We start from the raw sequence: 17,642 nt of genomic DNA on the forward strand, positions 1-17,642 counted from the left end.
GGTCAATACGAATGCATTGGTGGTCAGACTGATTCATTTACGTATTAGGGTGTGAGATGGCCGAGATCGTTTGTGTCATACAGATCGAGTCGATGGAGCGACTAACCCAGCGTTTAGGTGTGGGTCAAAGTGTGGGTCAAAGATGGGGCTTTGGATCAAGCCCTTGTCCTACGCGGATTTCAGGCATTAAAAAGCCGGCTTATGGCCGGCTTCTCGTTGACTAACTCAGTTCGTTTTTGACAAACCTTACCAGCCTTCAAAACGTACATCCGGCTCTTGCGGCCGGCTGTGGGACTTGGTCAGAAAGTGATCTGCCTTGTCGGTGCGAGGCGTGGGCTCGCAAATGTGGGGCGGAGGATACGCGGGTTTGCTTCAGAATCCCAGTGGTAAGTGGTGTGGAATCATTGGGTTAGGGGTGATTCAGGTGAAAAGCAGGGGGCTGCTGCGCAGCCCAGCGGGGATAAATCCCCTCGCCACAAAAGCTCCTGCCACAGCTCCTACTGCAGTTCCTGCCACGGTTTCTGGTCTTGGGTGGGTTAGTCGAACACCGGCGGTCTCTGTTTGTTGAGGGTGGACCACCAGAACACCCAGCCGATCACCCGGATGTGTTGCGCGTCGATCTGTTCGGCGCTGAAGACCTCGTCAGGATACGCAGCACAGTTATGACTACGCAGGCGCAGCCGATTACCGGGAATGCGATGCAGGTATTTGATACGCAGCATGCCGTCATGCTCAAGCGCATAGATTTGACCATCAACGATTTGCGTCAGGCCGCGGTCGATGGCGAGGGTGGAGCCGTCTTCGATGCGTTCGGCCATGCTGTCGCCGATCATGGTGATGCAGATGGCGTCGCCGGGGTCGATTTCCAGGGATTCGAGGTGGCTGCGGGGCAGGCGGATGGATTGGTCGGGGATTTCTACGATGTGGGTTTTGGTTTCGCCGGGGGCGATGGGGACTTCCTTGTAAAAAGGCAGTTCGATGTCGGTGGGTTCCACCACGCTGTAGACGCCGTCGTTTTCGGCGGCTTCATAGGTGGTGCCGGGGCCGAGGCCCAATGGGGTTTGCGGGCCTTCGCCGTGGGCGAGCCATTGCGGGCTGACGGTCAGCAGGCTGGCGATGGAGTGGATGCGCCCTGGCGGGATGCCACGGTTGAACCAGTTGTTCACGTGTTGGGATTTCACGCCGTATAACTTCGCGAAGTCGGCGGAACGGATGTTCGCTTCTTTTAGAAGGGCTCGGAAGCGGTCGCCACTGGAAAGTATTTTCATAAACGGAAAGTTTAGGGACGACTGTGTTTTCGGCAATAAACAAGTCGTGCAAATATATAAGACGATCTTTCCGTTTGCAGGATTTGAAAGGCGCGGGCTAAACGTGCTTAAACGACCTTAATACAACTACGTATTAGCAATCATTAAGACATAAAAAAACCCCGGGGCAAACCGGGGTTCTTTATCAAGTTTGTATCAGCCTTTGTAGGCGGCAACCGACTTGGTGATGGCTTCGCGGGCGGCGTCTGCACCGGCCCAGCCTTCGATCTTGACCCACTTGCCTTTTTCAAGGTCTTTGTAGTTCGCGAAGAAGTGCTCGATCTGCTGGATCAGCAGCGGTGGCAGGTCGGTGTATTCCTTCACGTCGACGTACAGTTGCGACAGTTTGTCGTGTGGCACTGCGATGACTTTGGCATCGCCGCCGCCGTCGTCGGTCATGTTCAGGATGCCGACTGGACGGGCGCGGATGACCGAGCCTGGGGCCACTGGGTAAGGGGTCACGACCAGCACGTCGAGGGGGTCGCCGTCGTCGGCCAGGGTGTTGGGGATGTAGCCGTAGTTGGCCGGGTAGAACATGGGGGTGGCCATGAAACGGTCAACGAACAGGCAGTCGCTGTCTTTGTCGATTTCGTATTTGATCGGGGCGTGGTTGGCCGGGATTTCGATCGCGACGTAGATGTCGTTCGGCAGGTCTTTGCCAGCCGGAATCTTGCTGTAGCTCATTGGGCGGTGCCCCCGTTAGTTGACCAAATGACTGGTCGGATTGACCAAAAAGTGGCGGCGATTATAGGCATATTCGGCCGCTGTTGCCACGTTAGCAGGGTCTTAGAGACCTTAGTATGACGCCTGATAGACCGGATCTTCGGCTTGAAGTTGCCGCAGTCGGGCCAAAGGATCCTGGCGGTAGAACGCCTTGAGCTGTTCGTAGACCTTGGGATAGGCCTGGTGCAGCAGGTCCGGGGCGCTGAAGAAGTATTCGCTGGTGACGGCGAAGAATTCCGCCGGGTTTTCCGCGGCGTAGGGGTCAATGACGGTTTCTGCGTCGGGGTTGTGGTCCAGTTGGCGGTCGAGGTCGTCGAAGGCTTGTTGCATGGCGTCGGCCCAGTCTTTGACGCGCATGTCGGCGTGCAGCGGTGGCAGGCCGTTGGCGTCGCCGTTGAGCATGTCGAGTTTGTGCGCCAGTTCGTGGATCACCAGGTTGTAGCCGTCCCAGCCGCCGCTGGCGAGCACGCCGTCCCAGGCCAGGATGATCGGGCCCTGGGGCCAGGCTTCGCCGCTGTGTTCGCCGTCCCATTCGTGCTCGATGCCGCTGGCGTCGCGGTAGCGCTGGGGGCTGAGGAAGTCGTCGGGGTAGAGGACGATTTCGTGGAAGCCCTGATACCAGTTCAAATCGCCGAGGTGCATCAGCGGCAGTTGCGCCTGGGCGGCGAGCAGCAGGCGTTGTTCCTGGTGCAGTTCGACGCCGGGCAGGGCGGTGAGGTGTTTGTCGTGCAGGAACAGTACGCAGGCTTCCCGTAGCCACTGGTCCTCGGCGGCGCTGATGCCGTCGAGGAAGCTCAGTTGTTGGCGCACCCGCCGCCAGGTTTCCTCGGTGACGGGGTGTTTGGCGAGGGTGCGTTGGCGGCGCCAGTTGCTCAGGGACCACATGGCGATCAGCGCGGTTGGGCTTTCGAGGCGCGCTGGCTCATTTTGCTGCGCACCAGGCTGATGATCATCGGCAGCAGCGACAGCAGGATGATGCCGACGACCAGCAGCGACAGGTTCTGCTTGATGAAGGGCACGTTGCCGAAGAAGTAGCCGAGGGTCACCAGGCCGCCGACCCAGAGGATGGTGCCGAGGACGCTGAAGCCGAAGAAGCGCAGGTAGTTCATTTTGCCGACACCGGCGACGAAGGGGGCGAAGGTGCGGATGATTGGCAGGAAGCGCGCCAGGGTCACGGTTTTGCCGCCGTGTTTGGCGTAGAAGTCGTGGGTTTGCTGCAGGTAGTCGCGGCGGAAGATCTTCGAGTTGGGGTTGCTGAAGAGTTTTTCGCCGGCGGTGCGGCCGATGAGGTAGTTGGTGCTGTCGCCGAGGATGGCCGCGAGCATCAGCAGGCCCCCCAGCAGGACGGGGTCCATGGCGCCACCTGCGGCTACGGCGCCGGCGATGAACAGCAGGGAGTCGCCTGGGAGGAAGGGCATGACCACCAGGCCGGTTTCACAGAAGATCACCAGGAACAGGATGGCGTAGACCCAGGTGCCGTAGTTGGTCACCAGCATGTCGAGGTAGACGTCGAGATGCAGAATGAGGTCGAGGGGGTTGAAATCCATGCATAACACCTGTGGTGGTGGCCCGACTCGGCAGGCTTGTGGGTCTGGCTTTGAGTATGGCTACAGAGTGTGTAGCTTTTTCTTACACGCTGGGAAGAGCGGCATTATACGGTGGGGCGGGGGAAGTGCGGGGGGAGTTTGTAGCTGGGGATTTCGAGATGTTGTCTTGGGGTGAAACACCTGTGGGAGCAAAGCTTGCTCGCGATGCTGGCTATTCAGTCAACATTGATGGGCCTGACGGAGCGCTATCGCGAGCAAGCTTTGCTCCCACAGATCGATCTCCCATGGATATGTCTGTCACAGATATATCCATGGGCTGATTTCCCTCTGAACGGGTCAGATCCCTTCGCTGATCGGCAACACGTAGTTCTTGAACTCGGTGTCTTCCTTGAAGCCAATCGACTCGTAGGTTTTCTGCGCGACTTCGTTGTTGCTGCTGGTGGAGACGCGCATGCGCACGGCGTTGGTTTCCTTGGCCATTTTTTTCGCGGTGCGGATCAGGTTGTCGGCCACCAGTTGGCGGCGGGCGTCTTCGGCGACGTAGATGTCGTTGAGGATCCATACGCGCTTGAGGGACAGGGACGAGTAGCTCGGGTAGAGCTGGCAGAAGCCCAGCAGCCGGTTGTCATCGTCATCGGGCAGGGCCAGGTAGATCACCGATTCCTTGCGGCGCAGGCGTTTTTCGAGGAAGGCTCGCGACGAATCCGGGTAGGGCAGTGAGCCATAGAATTCCCGGTACTTGACGAACAATGGGGTCAGCAGGTCCAGGTGTTCCAGAGTTGCTTGGATAATCCGCATGGTAGGTCTCGTCTGCAAAGGTCGACAGATACTCAGACAACAATGTCGCGCTGCCGTGCTTTTGATGCTGCCTGAAAGCGGATCAAAAACGCAATCGGATAAACGGCTCAGTTTCGGGGCGGCGCCAGTAGGAAATTACCTTTCATATCGGCAGCGTTTTCCGACTCTAGAGTGTTTACCTGGGCTTCGTCCTTCAGATTGACCCCCGAGAGCTGGCGGCGACAGGCCTCGCGCATCAGGTAGATCAGGCGATGGGCCGCCATGCCGTAGCTCAAGCCTTCGAGGCGGACGTTGGAGATGCAGTTGCGATAGGCGTCGGTCAGGCCGACCTTGGGCGCGTAGGTGAAATACAGCCCGAGGCTGTCGGGGGAGCTGAGGCCGGGGCGTTCGCCGATCAGGATCACCGACATTTTCGCGCCGAGCCGCTGCGCCACTTCATCGGCTACCGCGACCCGGCCTTGTTCCACCAGGATCACCGGCGACACCGACCAGCCGTCAGCGGCGGTCTGTTCTTCCAGGCGCGCCAGGAACGGCAAGGTATGCCGATGCACCGCCAGCGCCGACAAGCCGTCTGCCACCACGATGGCCAGGTCCACGCCGCCGGGATGGGCCGCCGCGTAGTCCTGCAGGGTTTGTGCGGAGGCCTCGTCGAGCCGCCGGCCCAGGTCCGGGCGCTGTAGATAGCTGTGGCGGTCGGCCGCCGCGCTGTGGAGCAGCAGGCTTTCACGGCCGCGCTCGGTTAACTGTGCGCGAATGCCCTGATGATCGAACGCCAGGTGCACCGCATCGCGGGCCTGGGCATGGGCATATTGGAAGTCCAGTTGCGCCTGGGTCGGCAGGCTGGTACCGGTGCGGCCCAGGGCGATGCGCGCCGGGGTGAGGTTGCGCAGATTCAGCCAAGGGTTTTGTGGATCGACAGGTGATTTATCCATGGGCAGTGCTCTCATCCCAAATGCGCGAGGGCGTGACGAAACGCCGGTGGCAGGTTGTCGCCGAACCGCACCCGGCCATCGGCCTGGGTGAAGATGCCCATGTTCGCCAGCCAGGTTTCGAATTCCGGCGCGGGCTTGAGGCCCATGGTCTGGCGGGCGTAGAGGGCGTCGTGGAACGAGGTGGTCTGATAGTTGAGCATGATGTCATCGGAGCCGGGGATGCCCATGATGAAGTTGATCCCGGCCACGCCGAGCAGGGTCAGCAGGGTGTCCATGTCGTCCTGGTCGGCTTCGGCGTGGTTGGTGTAGCAGATGTCGCAGCCCATCGGCACGCCCAACAGCTTGCCGCAGAAGTGGTCTTCGAGGCCGGCGCGGATGATTTGTTTGCCGTTGTACAGGTACTCCGGGCCGATGAATCCTACAACCGTGTTCACCAGGAACGGGTTGAAATGTCGCGCCACGGCGTAGGCCCGGGTTTCGCAGGTCTGTTGATCGACGCCGTGGTGGGCGTTGGCCGACAGCGCGCTGCCCTGGCCGGTTTCGAAATACATCAGGTTGTTGCCGAGGGTGCCGCGGTTCAGGCTTAGCCCCGCGTCGTAGCCTTCCTGCAAGACATTGAGGTTGATGCCGAAACTGGCGTTGGCCGCTTCGGTGCCGGCGATGGACTGGAACACCAGGTCCAGGGGCACGCCACGGTTCGCCGCTTCGATGGAGGTGGTGACGTGGGTCAGCACGCAGCCTTGGGTCGGGATGTCGTAACGCTGGATGATGGCGTCGAGCATTTCCAGCATGGCGCAGATCGACGCTGTGCTGTCGGTGGCCGGGTTGATGCCGATCATGGCGTCGCCGTTGCCGAAGAGCAGGCCGTCGAGGATGCTCGCGGCGATGCCGGCGGGTTCGTCGGTGGGGTGGTTGGGCTGCAGGCGGGTGGACAGGCGTCCGCGCAGGCCGAGGGTGCCGCGGAACTTGGTGACCACGCGGATTTTCTGCGCCACCAGCACCAAATCCTGCACGCGCATGATCTTCGACACGGCGGCGACCATTTCCGGCGTCAGGCCAGGGGCCAGGGCCCGCAGGCTCTGTTCATCGGCGGCGTCGCTGAGCAGCCAGTCGCGAAAGCCGCCGACCGTGAGGTGGCTGACGACGGCAAAAGCCTGTTTATCGTGAGTGTCGACGATCAGCCGGGTGACCTCGTCGACCTCGTAGGGAATCAGCACTTCTTGCAGGAAATGGCTGAGGGGCAGGTCGGCCAAAGCCATTTGCGCGGCTACGCGCTCGCCATCGTTGAGCGCGGCGATCTCGGCCAGGAAATCCCCGGAACGCGCCGGGCTGGCCTTGGCCATCAGGTCTTTGAGGTTGTCGAAACGGTAGGTCTGGGCGCCGACCGTGTGTGCAAAACTGGCCATACAGGTTCTCCGTGACGGCGCCGCTGGGCGGCGCCGTGGTTTTCGGCACGTTACGGCTTAGTGCAAGGCTTCTTCGGCTTTTTGAATGGCCGCGAATTCCTCTTCGGGGGTGCCTGCGACCAAGTGATGCCGACTGTAGAAAGCAAAGTAAGCAATTAACACTCCATAGATGATCGCGGCGCCGATGACCACCCGTGGGTCCACCAAAAAGCCCGCCACCACGGCGATGCACGCCAGCACCAGGGCCACGCCCGAGGTGAAGATGCCGCCCGGTGTGCGGTATGGCCGGTCCATTTTGGGGCGACGGATGCGCAGGGTGATGTGCGCGGCCATCATCAGCACGTAGGAAATGGTCGCGCCGAACACTGCCACCAGAATCAGCAGGTCGCCCTGGCCGGTCAAGGACAAGCCGAAACCGATGATGCCGGGAATGACCAATGCCAGGACCGGTGCTTTGCTTTTATTGGTTTCCGAGAGCTTGCGTGGCAGGTAGCCGGCGCGGGACAAGGCAAAGATCTGCCGCGAGTAGGCGTAGATGATCGAGAAGAAACTGGCGATCAAACCGGCCAGGCCGACGAGGTTGACGAAGTGGCCCATCCAGGTCGAGCCGCCGTAGGCTTTGGCCAGGGCTTCCACCAGCGGGTTGCCCGAGGCCATCAGCGCGTTGGAGCCCGCGCCGCCCGGGCCGATCACCAGGATCAGCAGGGCGAAGGCCACCAGCACCAGCATGGCGCCGATCAGGCCGCGTGGCAGGTCGCGCTTGGGGTTCTTGGTTTCTTCAGCGGCCAGGGGCACGCCTTCCACGGCGAGGAAAAACCAGATGGCATACGGGATGGCCGCCCAGACGCCGACGTAGCCGAAGGGCAGGAATGGGCTGGCGCCCGTGGCCGCGGTGACGGGGATGTCCAGCAGGTTGGCGACGTCGAAGTGCGGCACCATCGCCACCAGGAAAACCCCCAGCGCCAGGGCGGCGACGGCGGTGATGATGAACATCAGCTTGAGGGCTTCACCCACGCCGAAAATATGGATGGCGATGAAGACGATGTAGAACGCCAGGTAGATCATCCAGCCGCCAATGCCGAACAACGATTGGCAATACGCGCCGATGAACACGGCAATCGCCGCCGGGGCGATGGCGTACTCGATCAGGATCGCCGTGCCCGTGAGAAACCCGCCCCAGGGCCCGAATGCGCTGCGGGCAAAGCCATAGCCGCCGCCTGCGGTGGGGATCATCGAGGACAGCTCGGCGAGGGAAAAACACATGCACAGGTACATCGCGGCCATCAGCAGCGTGGCCAGGAACATCCCGCCCCAGCCGCCTTGGGCCAGGCCGAAGTTCCAGCCGGCGTAGTCACCGGAAATGACATAGGCCACGCCCAGGCCCACCAGCAGGACCCAGCCTGCCGCGCCTTTTTTCAGTTCGCGTTGTTGGAAATATTCGGAGCCGACTTTTTCGAAGTCGACCGAGGACGTTGCCGGTTGCGGGTTTGCATGATCGCTTGGCATAAGGGTTTACCTGTTTTTATTGTTTTTTGGCCCTGTTGGAGCGGGGCTGCTCTTGGAACCGGTGTGTTGCATACAGCAGGGATGCAAGCTGGACCGCCGCCATCGCGAGCAAGCTCGCTCCCACAGTGGATCTGTTTCAACCCTGGAAACGAGTTATCCACAGATCCCTGTGGGAGCGAGCTTGCTCGCGATAGCCATCTAAAGGGCGAAGCAGGATGACCTGCCTCGCCCCAGGACTCAGAAGAACCCCAACGGATTGATGTCGTAGCTCACCAGCAGGTTTTTGGTCTGCTGATAATGATCGAGCATCATCTTGTGGGTCTCACGCCCAACGCCGGACTTCTTGTAGCCACCAAACGCGGCATGGGCCGGATAGAGGTGGTAGCAGTTGGTCCAGACGCGACCGGCCTTGATCGCCCGGCCCATGCGGTAGGCGCGGTTGATGTCGCGGGTCCACAGGCCGGCGCCGAGGCCGAACTCGGTGTCGTTGGCGATCGCCAGGGCTTCGGCTTCGTCCTTGAAGGTGGTGATGCTCACCACTGGGCCGAAGATTTCTTCCTGGAACACGCGCATTTTGTTGGTGCCCTTGAGCAGGGTCGGCTGGATGTAATACCCGGTCGCCAGGTTGCCCTCGAGTTTTTCCACCTTGCCGCCGGTCAGCAGCTCGGCGCCTTCGCCCTTGGCGATTTCCAGGTACGACAGGATCTTGTCGAATTGCTGCTCGGACGCCTGGGCGCCGACCATGGTGTCGGTGTCCAGCGGGTCGCCGCGTTTGATCTGCAGGACTTTGTTCATCACCACTTTCATGAACTCGTCGTAGATCGATTCTTGCACCAGGGCGCGGGAGGGGCAGGTGCAGACTTCGCCCTGGTTGAAGAACGCCAGCACCAGGCCTTCGGCGGCTTTCTCGATGAAGCTCGGCTCGGCCTGCATGATGTCTTCGAAGAAGATGTTCGGCGATTTGCCGCCCAGTTCCACGGTGGACGGGATGATGTTCTCGGCGGCGCATTTCATGATGTGCGAGCCGACTGGGGTGGAGCCGGTGAAGGCGATCTTGGCGATGCGCTTGCTGGTGGCGAGGGCTTCGCCGGCTTCTTTGCCGAAACCTTGCACCACGTTCAGCACGCCGGGCGGCAGCAGGTCGCCGATCAGTTCCATGAGCACGCAGATGCCCAGTGGGGTTTGTTCGGCCGGCTTGAGCACCACGCAGTTACCGGCGGCCAGGGCCGGGGCGAGTTTCCAGGCGGCCATCAGCAGCGGGAAGTTCCACGGGATGATCTGCCCGACCACGCCCAGCGGTTCATGGATGTGATAGGCCACGGTGTTGCCGTCGATCTCGGCGGCGCTGCCTTCCTGGGCCCGCAGGCATCCGGCGAAGTAACGGAAGTGGTCGGCGGCCAGGGGGATGTCGGCGTTGAGGGTTTCGCGCACGGCCTTGCCGTTGTCCCAGGATTCGGTGATCGCCAGAACCTCAAGGTTTGCTTCGATGCGGTCGGCGATTTTCAGCAGGACCAGCGAACGGGCCTGGGCGGACGTGGCGCCCCAGGCATCGGCAGCGGCGTGGGCGGCGTCCAGGGCTTTTTCGATGTCTTCGGCCGTGGAGCGCGGGAATTCGGCAATGGGCTGGCCATTGACCGGGGATGTATTGGTGAAGTACTGACCTTTGACAGGCGCGACGAACTCGCCGCCGATGTAGTTACCGTATTTTGCCTTGAACGAAACGATAGCGCCTTCAGTACCGGGGTGAGCGTAACGCATGATGAGTTCTCCTTGGCTTTTGTGCTTATTAGGGAGCCGCGCAAATACGCGCTGGTACTTAAGCCTAGAGCAAAGGTCGGGCCATTGCCTTGCAGGGCCCGTAAATCAAGACTTTAGGAGGAGTGGGTCGGACAAACGGAGGGGCTGTGTGACGCTTGTGATACAGCGGGTGTGACAGTTTGTGCCAGATGCGAGACAGTCTGTGACTGACAGGTCGCGCCAGCATTGCAAAGGGGGTTGGGCTGGAGGATGCTGGACATTCAGCACAGCTCCTGCGGGAACAAAGGTCTGTGGGGGCAAGGTCTGTGGGGGCAAGGTCTGTGGGAGCAAGGCTTGCCCGCGATAGCCTCGACGCGGTTCAACTGACCTGCGCGTCATCGTTCATCGCGGGCAAGCCTTGCTCCCACAGGGGCCAGGTTCGACAGTTGCTCCAGCAGGCCGCAACCTTCGGGGAGAACAATAAGAAATGCACAGCAACCATTTGAGTCGCCATGCCCAGCAAGTCCTGACAGTCACCCAGGGCAAAGCCCATTTGCAGGGGCCTGGCAGCGATCCGTCGATTGCCCGTTCCTGGCTGCGCTGCCTCGAGGACTATCACCTCGACCCGGCCCAGAACCTGGCGCCGACGGTGCTTGAACATGGCCGGGTACTGGAAAGCCGCGAACGCTTGCAACAGGTGCTGCACATCGCCGGCACGGAAATGACCAGCCTCCATCAGCAACTCTCCGGCGCCGGCCACGCGGTGCTGCTGACCGACGCCCGGGGCGTGATCCTCAACTGCGTCACCGCCCCCAGCGAACGGAAAATTTTCGAACGGGCCGGGCTCTGGCTCGGCGCCGACTGGAGCGAAGCCTGCGAAGGCACCAACGGTATCGGCACCTGCCTGGTGGAACGCCAGGCCCTGACCATCCACCAGGAAGAACACTTTCGTGGCCGCCACACCGGCCTGACCTGCTCGGCCAGCCCGGTGTTCGACCCCCAGGGCGAATTGCTGGCGGTGCTCGACGTCTCCTCGGCCCGGCCGGACGTGTCGCGCCAGAGCCAGTTCCACACCATGGCCTTGGTCAACCTCTCGGCGAAGATGATCGAGAGCTGCTATTTCCTCCGTTGCTTCGACAATCAATGGTTGCTGCGCTTCCACTTGCAGGCCGAGTCCGTCGGGCTGTTCAGCGAAGGACTCATGGCGTTCGACGGCGAAGGACGGATCTGCGCGGTCAACCAGAGCGCGTTGAACCTGCTTGGACACATTCGTGGCGGCCTGCTCGGTCAGCGGGTCGAGGACTTTTTCGACTGTTCACTGGACGAGTTGCTGGGCCGCGCCAGTGTCCAAGCCAGCGCCAGTTGGCCGCTGCGCACCCGTGATGGCCGGCATTTGTTCGCCGTGTTGCGTGGGCAGCCGCGCAGCGTGCCGGTGCCGGTCGCGCCGCTGCTCAAGGCCATCGAGCCAGCCCGCCTGCCGGGCATCTGCCTGGGGGATGCGGCGTTGCAGGAGCATTTTCGCAAGGCACTGCGGGTGTTCGAGCGTGATGTGCCGCTGCTGATCCACGGCGAAACCGGCTCCGGCAAGGAGGCGTTTGCCAAGGCTGTGCACCACGCCAGCCAGCGCGCCGGCAAGCACTTCGTCGCCCTCAACTGCGCGGCCATCCCGGAAAGCCTGATCGAGAGCGAGCTGTTCGGCTATCGCGGCGGCAGCTTCACCGGTGCGCGCAAGGAAGGCATGCGCGGCAAGCTGCAACAGGCCGACGGCGGCACGCTGTTCCTCGATGAAATCGGCGACATGCCCCTGGCTTTGCAGACCCGTTTGCTACGGGTGCTGGAGGATCGCCAAGTGGTGCCCATCGGCGGCGAGCCCGAGGCGGTGAACGTGCGCATCATCAGCGCCACCCACCGGCAGTTGCTCGACCGGGTACGGGACGGCAGTTTTCGCGAAGATCTGTACTACCGCCTCAACGGCTTGGAAATCCCGCTGCCGGCGTTGCGCGAGCGCAGTGACAAGTCGCAGTTGCTGGATTTCCTGTTGGCTGAAGAGAGTGGGGCCGAGACGGTGGCCATCGACGAACCGGCGCGCCAGGCGTTGCTGAGCTTCGACTGGCCGGGCAACGTGCGGCAACTGCGCAATGTGCTGCGGACCCTCGCCGCGTTGTGCGATGGCGGGCGGATTGGGTTGGAGGATTTGCCGGCGATGATTCGCCAGCGCCCGGTGGCGCTGGTTGAAACCGTGGCGGAACGGCCGCTGGAAGATGCCGAGCGCCTGGCGTTGCTCGATGCACTGGAGCGCCAGCGCTGGCACATGACCCACACCGCCGAACAACTGGGGATCAGCCGCAATACCCTTTACCGGAAGCTGCGCAAGCACGCGATTGCCCGATAAAGCACTGACTGCCTTTGTGGCGAGGGGATTTATCCCCGCTGGGCTGCGCAGCAGCCCTAAAGCAGTGAACTCAATTTTACTGGCATGCCGAGTTACCTGGTTTAGGGGCCGCTTCGCAGCCCAACGGGGATAAATCCCCTCGCCACAAAAGCCGGGTTGTACATTCACCTGTGGGAGCGAGCTTGCTCGCGATGGCGGCGGCACATTCAACATCACCGCAAGCTGATCCACCGCTATCGCGGGCAAGCCTTGCTCCCACAGACGCCCGCCTGTGCATCGGGGTTTAAACACAAGGTGCGATTTCCCCCTCCCTACGCTAACCTGCGGCCATGTTTTACGAGGTCGACTATGCACATCCATATTCTCGGTATTTGCGGCACTTTCATGGGTTCAATGGCCGTTTTGGCCAAGGAGCTGGGCCATCACGTGACCGGTTCCGACGCCAACGTCTACCCGCCGATGAGCACTCAGCTGGAAGCCCAGGGCATCGAGCTGACCCAAGGCTATGACCCGGCGCAACTGGACCCGGCGCCGGACCTGGTGGTCATCGGCAACGCCATGTCCCGGGGCAACCCGGCGGTGGAGTACGTGCTCAACAAAGGCCTGCCGTACGTGTCGGGCCCGCAGTGGCTGGCCGATCACGTGTTGCAGGACCGTTGGGTCCTGGCCGTGGCCGGCACCCACGGCAAGACCACCACCAGCAGCATGCTCGCCTGGGTCCTGGAACACGCCGGCATGAGTCCAGGCTTCCTGATCGGCGGCGTGCCGCAGAACTTCTCGGTGTCGGCGCGCCTGGGCGGCACGCCGTTCTTCGTCATCGAGGCCGACGAATACGACAGCGCGTTTTTCGATAAACGCTCGAAATTTGTCCACTACCGTCCACGCACGGCGATCCTCAACAATCTTGAGTTCGATCATGCCGACATCTTCCCCGATCTGCCGGCCATCGAGCGGCAGTTCCACCATTTGGTGCGCATCATTCCGAGCGAAGGCCTGGTGATTCACCCGACCACTGAACCGGCCTTGCAGCGCGTCATTGAAATGGGCTGCTGGACCCCGGTGCAAACCACCGGTGCGGGCGGTCAATGGCAGGTGAAGTTGCTCAAGGATGATGGTTCGGCGTTCGAAGTCATGTTCGAGGGCCAATCCCAAGGCGTGGTCGAGTGGGACATGACCGGCCAGCACAACGTCGCCAACGCCCTGGCGACCCTGGCGGCAGCCCGGCATGTCGGCGTGGTGCCGTCCATGGGCATCGCCGCGTTGAGCGCGTTCAAGAGCGTGAAGCGGCGGATGGAGATAGTCGCCGAGGTCAACGGCATCACCATTTATGACGATTTCGCTCACCACCCAACGGCTATCGCCACCACCCTCGACGGTTTGCGCAAGCGCATCGGTGACGCGCCGCTGATCGCGATCATCGAGCCGCGTTCCAACTCCATGAAGCTCGGCGCCCACCGCGATGGCTTGCCGGAAAGCGTGGTCGATGCCGACCAGGTGATCTGGTACGCCCCGGCCAACCTGGGCTGGGACCTCGGCGCCACCGCCGCGCTGTGCACGGTGCCGTCGATTGTCAGCGATTCCCTGGAAGGCATCATCGAGCGCGTGAAGAGCCAGGCCCAACCCGGCACTCACGTGGTGATCATGAGCAACGGCGGCTTCGGCGGCCTGCACGGTAAGCTGGCCGAGGCGCTGAAATGAGCAATGGCCCTGAACGCATCACGCTGGCGATGACCGGTGCCTCCGGCGCCCAGTATGGCTTGCGCCTGCTCGATTGCCTGGTGCGCGAGGACCGTGAGGTGCACTTCCTCATCTCCAAGGCCGCGCAACTGGTGATGGCCACCGAGACCGACGTGACCCTGCCAGCCAAGACCCAGACGATGCAGGCCTTCCTCACCGAATACACCGGTGCGGCGGCGGGGCAGATTCGCGTGTATGGCAAGGAAGACTGGATGTCGCCGGTGGCCTCGGGCTCCGGCGCGCCGGCGGCCATGGTGGTGGTGCCGTGTTCCACCGGGACGCTGTCGGCGATTGCCACCGGGGCCTGCAACAACCTGATCGAGCGGGCGGCGGACGTCACGCTCAAGGAGCGCCGTCAGCTGATCCTGGTGCCGCGGGAAGCGCCGTATTCGAGCATTCACCTGGAACACATGCTCAAACTGTCTAACCTGGGCGTGACCATCCTGCCGGCCTCGCCGGGGTTCTATCACCAGCCGCAGACCATCGACGACCTGATCGATTTTGTCGTCGCGCGGATCCTCAATCTGCTGAACATTCCCCAGGACATGTTGCCACGCTGGGGCGAGCACCATTTGAGCAGCGATGAATAAGCTGCTGATCGTGCTGCTGGCGCTGCACCTGACCGGTTGCGCCACCGCCCGCACCCTCGACGCCGCCAAGCCTGGCGCACCGGTGGTGTACGCCGGGACGCGCCTGGATCTTTACGCCCTCAATGGTGGTTGCTGTGCCCAGGACCGCTTTGGAGCCGAGGCGCCGAGTTACCCAGGGCTGGATCTGCCGGGCAGTGCGCTGCTGGATACTTTGTTGTTGCCGTTGTCGTTGTTCACGGCATTAGGCGTAGGGTTCCAAGCGACAGGCGGGTTGTAACAAACACCACAGTGCTTGTTCTGCCCAGAACCCGTGGCGAGGGAGCTTGCTCCCGCTGGGCGGCAAAGCGGCCCCAAGCTTTTTGAGCTGATTCAAATGTGAGGGCGACTGCTGCGCAGTCGAGCGGGAGCAAGCTCCCTCGCCACAACAGCGGGGGGCATCCAGCATGGATGCAAGCTGATCCATCGCTATCGCGAGCAAGCTCGCTCCCACAGTTGACCAGTTTCCTCAGAAGACACGCTATCCCTGTGGGAGCGAGCTTGCTCGCGATAGCGCCTGTCCAGGCGCCACATGATTATTTGCCAAGCTTGCGCAACTCATCCGACTCCACCACCCGCACCCCATCCTGTTCTTCCAGCGCCAAACGCCACATGGCCCTGGCCAGTTGGCAGGCTTCGATGCCGTGGTACTTGCCCGGGATCAGCCTCGACAACGGCCCGGCCAGTTGCTCGGCCAGGCGTGGTTCGACGCGGTCGCCCAGCAGCAGGGAAGGGCGGCAGATGGTCAACTGCGGCCAGCCCTGAGCCTTGAGTGCCGCTTCCATTTCACCCTTGACCCGGTTGTAGAAGATCGATGACTTGGCGTCGGCCCCCAATGCACTGATCACCACCAGGTGCCGTGCCCCCAGTTCCCGGGCGCGCTTGGCAAACGCCACGACCAGGTCGAGGTCCACTGCGCGAAAGGCGGCTTCAGAGCCGGCTTTCTTGATGGTCGTGCCGAGGCAGCAAAAGGCGATGTCGACCTGGCCGCTGAGCTGTGGCAGCACCTGGACCGGTTCCCCAACCGGGTTTTCCAAGTGTGGATGCTCGGCCAGTGGCCGACGTGAAGGCGCTAGTACGCGAGTGATGGTCGGCTCATTGAGCAGCCGATCCAGTAGATGTTCCCCGGTCAGGCCGGTAGCTCCGGCGAGCAAAACATGCTGAGGCGTCAAGTACATAGTGTTTCCCCCTTGATACGGTTCAGCTTAGTTGCTCTTTGTGGCCTCGTCGTTCAATGCCGCACTTTGCAATGCTTTACGCGCCTGCTGTTTGCGCAGCAGTTGCCAGTGAGAGAGGACCGTCCTGGGCGCCCACATCTGCGGTTCGGAGGCTTCGAAATTGTCTGCTTGTTCGCGTTCGGCCACGGTGGCCTTGGCCCGCTTGAAGGCCTTTTCCAGGTCGTCGGTCTGGTTCAATGCCTGGGCGAACAGCGCATCGCCGAAATAGGTGAAGTTGGCTTCCTCGGAGCAGCCGAAGGACACCCGGTCGGCGCGGGAGGCGGTCATGATCAGCGTACGTTCATCCTTGAGCGCCGGGATGAAGCCGCCGGAATAGCAGGCCGAGATCACCACGATCTTGTCGCGGTTCTTCAGCGGCGCCAGGACCGCGGCCAGTTCATCGGCGGGCAGGTCGGCCAGTTCCATGCGTGGTTGGTCGAGCACCAGCTCATGCTCGCTGGTGCCGTGGCTGGTCAGGTAGATGAAAATCAGGTCTTCCGGGCCACTGCGTTCGGCCAGGGTGGCAGCGGCGCGGCGCAGGCTCTCGCGGCTGGCCATGGGCCGATCGCCGAGGTGATCGCGGTGGTTTACCAGGCGGATCTGGCCGAACGCGCCGAAACGGCTGGCGAGCATGTTGGCCACATAGTCGGATTCGCGCAGGAACACGCTTTGCTTGCCGTCGCCGCCCAGGGTCAGGGTGTACAGTTCCACCGCCGGGGTCGAGGCCGGGATATTGGCCAGGGCGTCCTCCAGCAGGCGGCCCTGGGCCAGCAGGCCGAGTTCGAGCACATCCGGCAACAACCTGCCGTCCGCGTCGCGCACCCGTTGGCCCTTGGCCCAGGTGCCGCTTTGCACCGTGCCATCGGTCAACACCAACGTGCCGCGCCCGTGGTAGCTGTCGCTTTCGAACTGGCCGATGTAGAAACTGCCGTCGGGCAGGTTCAGGCGGCCCTCGCCAGTAAAGCGCCAGTCATTGAATTGGCCGAGGTAATGGCTGCCGTCGGCGCCGATCAATTCGCCCTTGCCGGTCAGCGCGCCATCCTTGAACTGGCCGATCCAGACGTCGCCGTCGGCATTTTCGTAGCGACCGCGACCGTTGAGCTGGTTGTTCCTGAAACCGCCGATGTAGACATCGCCCTCGGCGCTGTTGAAGGTGCCCTTGCCCTGCAGTTGCCCATCGACAAAATGCCCGGTGAACTGGTTGCCACTGGCGTCGAAGCGCTGGCCTTCACCGTTGGGCTTGCCGTTGACGAAGGGGCCCTGGTACTGGCTGCCGTCGTCGAGTTCCAGGCGTCCGAGGCCGGAATAGCGGTCGGCTTTGAACTCGCCCCGGTAGGTTGTGCCGTTTTCCTTGAGCGTCCCTTCACCGTCCCGGCGGCCCAGCTTGAAGCCGCCGGTGTAGCTGCTGGTCGGTGTGGTCAGGCTGCCCTGGCCGTGGAACAGGCCCTGGTGGAACTGGCCACGATAGACCTCGCCATTGCTGCCATGCCATTCCCCGGTGCCGTGCCACTGGCCTTTGTCGAACTGCCCGGCGTACCAACTGCCGTTGGGGTAGTCGATGCGCCCTTGGCCTTGCAGCAGGCCATCCACCAGGTCGCCGCGATAGCGGCCGCCGTCGGGCAGGCGCGCGTCGGGAGGCAGCGGCGATTCGCCGTCGCCACAGGCGGCGAGCAACAGGGTCAGGGTCAGTGGGACGAGTAAGCGCATAACGGGA

Annotated in this window: 15 protein-coding genes; 4 read left to right on the plus strand and 11 right to left on the minus strand. The window is 62.2% G+C overall.

The genetic code is table 11. The features are described 5' to 3' along the window. Positions 1-536: 536 nt before the first annotated feature. The 9 genes from AC3A5O_RS17725 to exaC all read right to left on the minus strand — a co-directional run bounded on the left by AC3A5O_RS17725 (position 537) and on the right by exaC (position 9,977). A complete protein-coding gene (locus AC3A5O_RS17725; protein WP_487753508.1) occupies positions 537-1,268 on the minus strand; it encodes a LexA family transcriptional regulator in 732 nt (243 codons plus the stop codon). 195 nt (positions 1,269-1,463) lie between these two features. Then, positions 1,464-1,991, minus strand: coding sequence for an inorganic diphosphatase (gene ppa / locus AC3A5O_RS17730; RefSeq protein ID WP_003205933.1), 528 nt, complete (start codon positions 1,989-1,991; stop codon positions 1,464-1,466). Between the two features lie 111 nt (positions 1,992-2,102). Beyond that, positions 2,103-2,915 carry a M90 family metallopeptidase gene (locus AC3A5O_RS17735; protein ID WP_487753509.1) on the minus strand — a complete coding sequence of 271 codons (813 nt, stop codon included), beginning with the start codon at positions 2,913-2,915 and terminating at the stop codon, positions 2,103-2,105. 5 nt (positions 2,916-2,920) lie between these two features. Next, on the minus strand, positions 2,921-3,577 hold the full coding sequence (locus AC3A5O_RS17740) for a DedA family protein (protein ID WP_487753510.1): 657 nt from the start codon (positions 3,575-3,577) through the stop codon (positions 2,921-2,923). Positions 3,578-3,913: 336 nt separating this feature from the next. Continuing rightward, positions 3,914-4,375 carry a GNAT family N-acetyltransferase gene (locus AC3A5O_RS17745; RefSeq protein ID WP_060740460.1) on the minus strand — a complete coding sequence of 154 codons (462 nt, stop codon included), beginning with the start codon at positions 4,373-4,375 and terminating at the stop codon, positions 3,914-3,916. A gap of 107 nt (positions 4,376-4,482) precedes the next feature. Then, the gene (eutC, locus tag AC3A5O_RS17750; RefSeq protein ID WP_305468619.1) at positions 4,483-5,307 is read right to left on the minus strand and encodes an ethanolamine ammonia-lyase subunit EutC; all 825 of its coding nucleotides are present in this window, start codon (positions 5,305-5,307) and stop codon (positions 4,483-4,485) included. Positions 5,308-5,318: 11 nt separating this feature from the next. Beyond that, positions 5,319-6,713: an ethanolamine ammonia-lyase subunit EutB gene (locus tag AC3A5O_RS17755; RefSeq protein WP_487753511.1), complete on the minus strand. Its 1,395-nt coding sequence runs from the start codon at positions 6,711-6,713 to the stop codon at positions 5,319-5,321. Between the two features lie 57 nt (positions 6,714-6,770). Then, complete coding sequence (gene eat / locus AC3A5O_RS17760) at positions 6,771-8,219, minus strand: ethanolamine permease (RefSeq protein WP_305468617.1); 1,449 nt, start codon at positions 8,217-8,219, stop codon at positions 6,771-6,773. 237 nt (positions 8,220-8,456) lie between these two features. After that, on the minus strand, positions 8,457-9,977 hold the full coding sequence (gene exaC, locus AC3A5O_RS17765) for an acetaldehyde dehydrogenase ExaC (protein ID WP_305468616.1): 1,521 nt from the start codon (positions 9,975-9,977) through the stop codon (positions 8,457-8,459). 466 nt (positions 9,978-10,443) lie between these two features. Here exaC and AC3A5O_RS17770 point away from each other — a divergent pair, with 466 nt between their 5' ends. The 4 genes from AC3A5O_RS17770 (at position 10,444) to AC3A5O_RS17785 (ending at position 14,952) form a co-directional block, all read left to right on the plus strand. Then, entirely contained in the window at positions 10,444-12,348 is a 1,905-nt protein-coding gene (locus tag AC3A5O_RS17770; protein ID WP_487753512.1) for a sigma-54-dependent Fis family transcriptional regulator, read from the plus strand. 348 nt (positions 12,349-12,696) lie between these two features. Further along, positions 12,697-14,046 carry a UDP-N-acetylmuramate:L-alanyl-gamma-D-glutamyl-meso-diaminopimelate ligase gene (gene mpl / locus AC3A5O_RS17775; RefSeq protein WP_487753513.1) on the plus strand — a complete coding sequence of 450 codons (1,350 nt, stop codon included), beginning with the start codon at positions 12,697-12,699 and terminating at the stop codon, positions 14,044-14,046. Continuing rightward, entirely contained in the window at positions 14,043-14,675 is a 633-nt protein-coding gene (gene ubiX, locus AC3A5O_RS17780; RefSeq protein WP_122565031.1) for a flavin prenyltransferase UbiX, read from the plus strand. Before mpl ends, ubiX begins: the two co-directional genes overlap by 4 nt. Continuing rightward, the gene (locus AC3A5O_RS17785; protein ID WP_305468614.1) at positions 14,668-14,952 is read left to right on the plus strand and encodes a YceK/YidQ family lipoprotein; all 285 of its coding nucleotides are present in this window, start codon (positions 14,668-14,670) and stop codon (positions 14,950-14,952) included. The genes ubiX and AC3A5O_RS17785 overlap by 8 nt, the downstream gene beginning before the upstream one ends. Positions 14,953-15,247: 295 nt before the next feature. On the opposite strand, the gene AC3A5O_RS17790 is transcribed toward AC3A5O_RS17785, so the two are convergent. Together AC3A5O_RS17790 and AC3A5O_RS17795 are read right to left on the minus strand one after the other, a co-directional pair. Beyond that, positions 15,248-15,889 carry an oxidoreductase gene (locus AC3A5O_RS17790; protein ID WP_122565034.1) on the minus strand — a complete coding sequence of 214 codons (642 nt, stop codon included), beginning with the start codon at positions 15,887-15,889 and terminating at the stop codon, positions 15,248-15,250. 27 nt (positions 15,890-15,916) lie between these two features. Continuing rightward, positions 15,917-17,635: a C13 family peptidase gene (locus AC3A5O_RS17795; RefSeq protein ID WP_354339279.1), complete on the minus strand. Its 1,719-nt coding sequence runs from the start codon at positions 17,633-17,635 to the stop codon at positions 15,917-15,919. Positions 17,636-17,642: the final 7 nt, after the last annotated feature.

The sequence above is a fragment of the Pseudomonas sp. Soil_N_39 genome (assembly GCF_057655955.1).

Bases quoted from the DNA above. Each gene is read 5' to 3' on its own strand.
- exaC (WP_305468616.1), bottom strand. From the start codon at position 9,977: ATGCGTTACGCTCACCCCGGTACTGAAGGCGCTATCGTTTCGTTCAAG.
- AC3A5O_RS17745 (WP_060740460.1), bottom strand. From the start codon at position 4,375: ATGCGGATTATCCAAGCAACTCTGGAACACCTGGACCTGCTGACCCCA.
- AC3A5O_RS17795 (WP_354339279.1), bottom strand. From the start codon at position 17,635: ATGCGCTTACTCGTCCCACTGACCCTGACCCTGTTGCTCGCCGCCTGT.
- AC3A5O_RS17785 (WP_305468614.1), top strand. From the start codon at position 14,668: ATGAATAAGCTGCTGATCGTGCTGCTGGCGCTGCACCTGACCGGTTGC.
- ppa (WP_003205933.1), bottom strand. From the start codon at position 1,991: ATGAGCTACAGCAAGATTCCGGCTGGCAAAGACCTGCCGAACGACATC.
- AC3A5O_RS17790 (WP_122565034.1), bottom strand. From the start codon at position 15,889: ATGTACTTGACGCCTCAGCATGTTTTGCTCGCCGGAGCTACCGGCCTG.
- mpl (WP_487753513.1), top strand. From the start codon at position 12,697: ATGCACATCCATATTCTCGGTATTTGCGGCACTTTCATGGGTTCAATG.
- eat (WP_305468617.1), bottom strand. From the start codon at position 8,219: ATGCCAAGCGATCATGCAAACCCGCAACCGGCAACGTCCTCGGTCGAC.
- AC3A5O_RS17735 (WP_487753509.1), bottom strand. From the start codon at position 2,915: ATGTGGTCCCTGAGCAACTGGCGCCGCCAACGCACCCTCGCCAAACAC.
- AC3A5O_RS17740 (WP_487753510.1), bottom strand. From the start codon at position 3,577: ATGGATTTCAACCCCCTCGACCTCATTCTGCATCTCGACGTCTACCTC.
- AC3A5O_RS17770 (WP_487753512.1), top strand. From the start codon at position 10,444: ATGCACAGCAACCATTTGAGTCGCCATGCCCAGCAAGTCCTGACAGTC.
- AC3A5O_RS17725 (WP_487753508.1), bottom strand. From the start codon at position 1,268: ATGAAAATACTTTCCAGTGGCGACCGCTTCCGAGCCCTTCTAAAAGAA.
- eutC (WP_305468619.1), bottom strand. From the start codon at position 5,307: ATGGATAAATCACCTGTCGATCCACAAAACCCTTGGCTGAATCTGCGC.
- ubiX (WP_122565031.1), top strand. From the start codon at position 14,043: ATGAGCAATGGCCCTGAACGCATCACGCTGGCGATGACCGGTGCCTCC.
- AC3A5O_RS17755 (WP_487753511.1), bottom strand. From the start codon at position 6,713: ATGGCCAGTTTTGCACACACGGTCGGCGCCCAGACCTACCGTTTCGAC.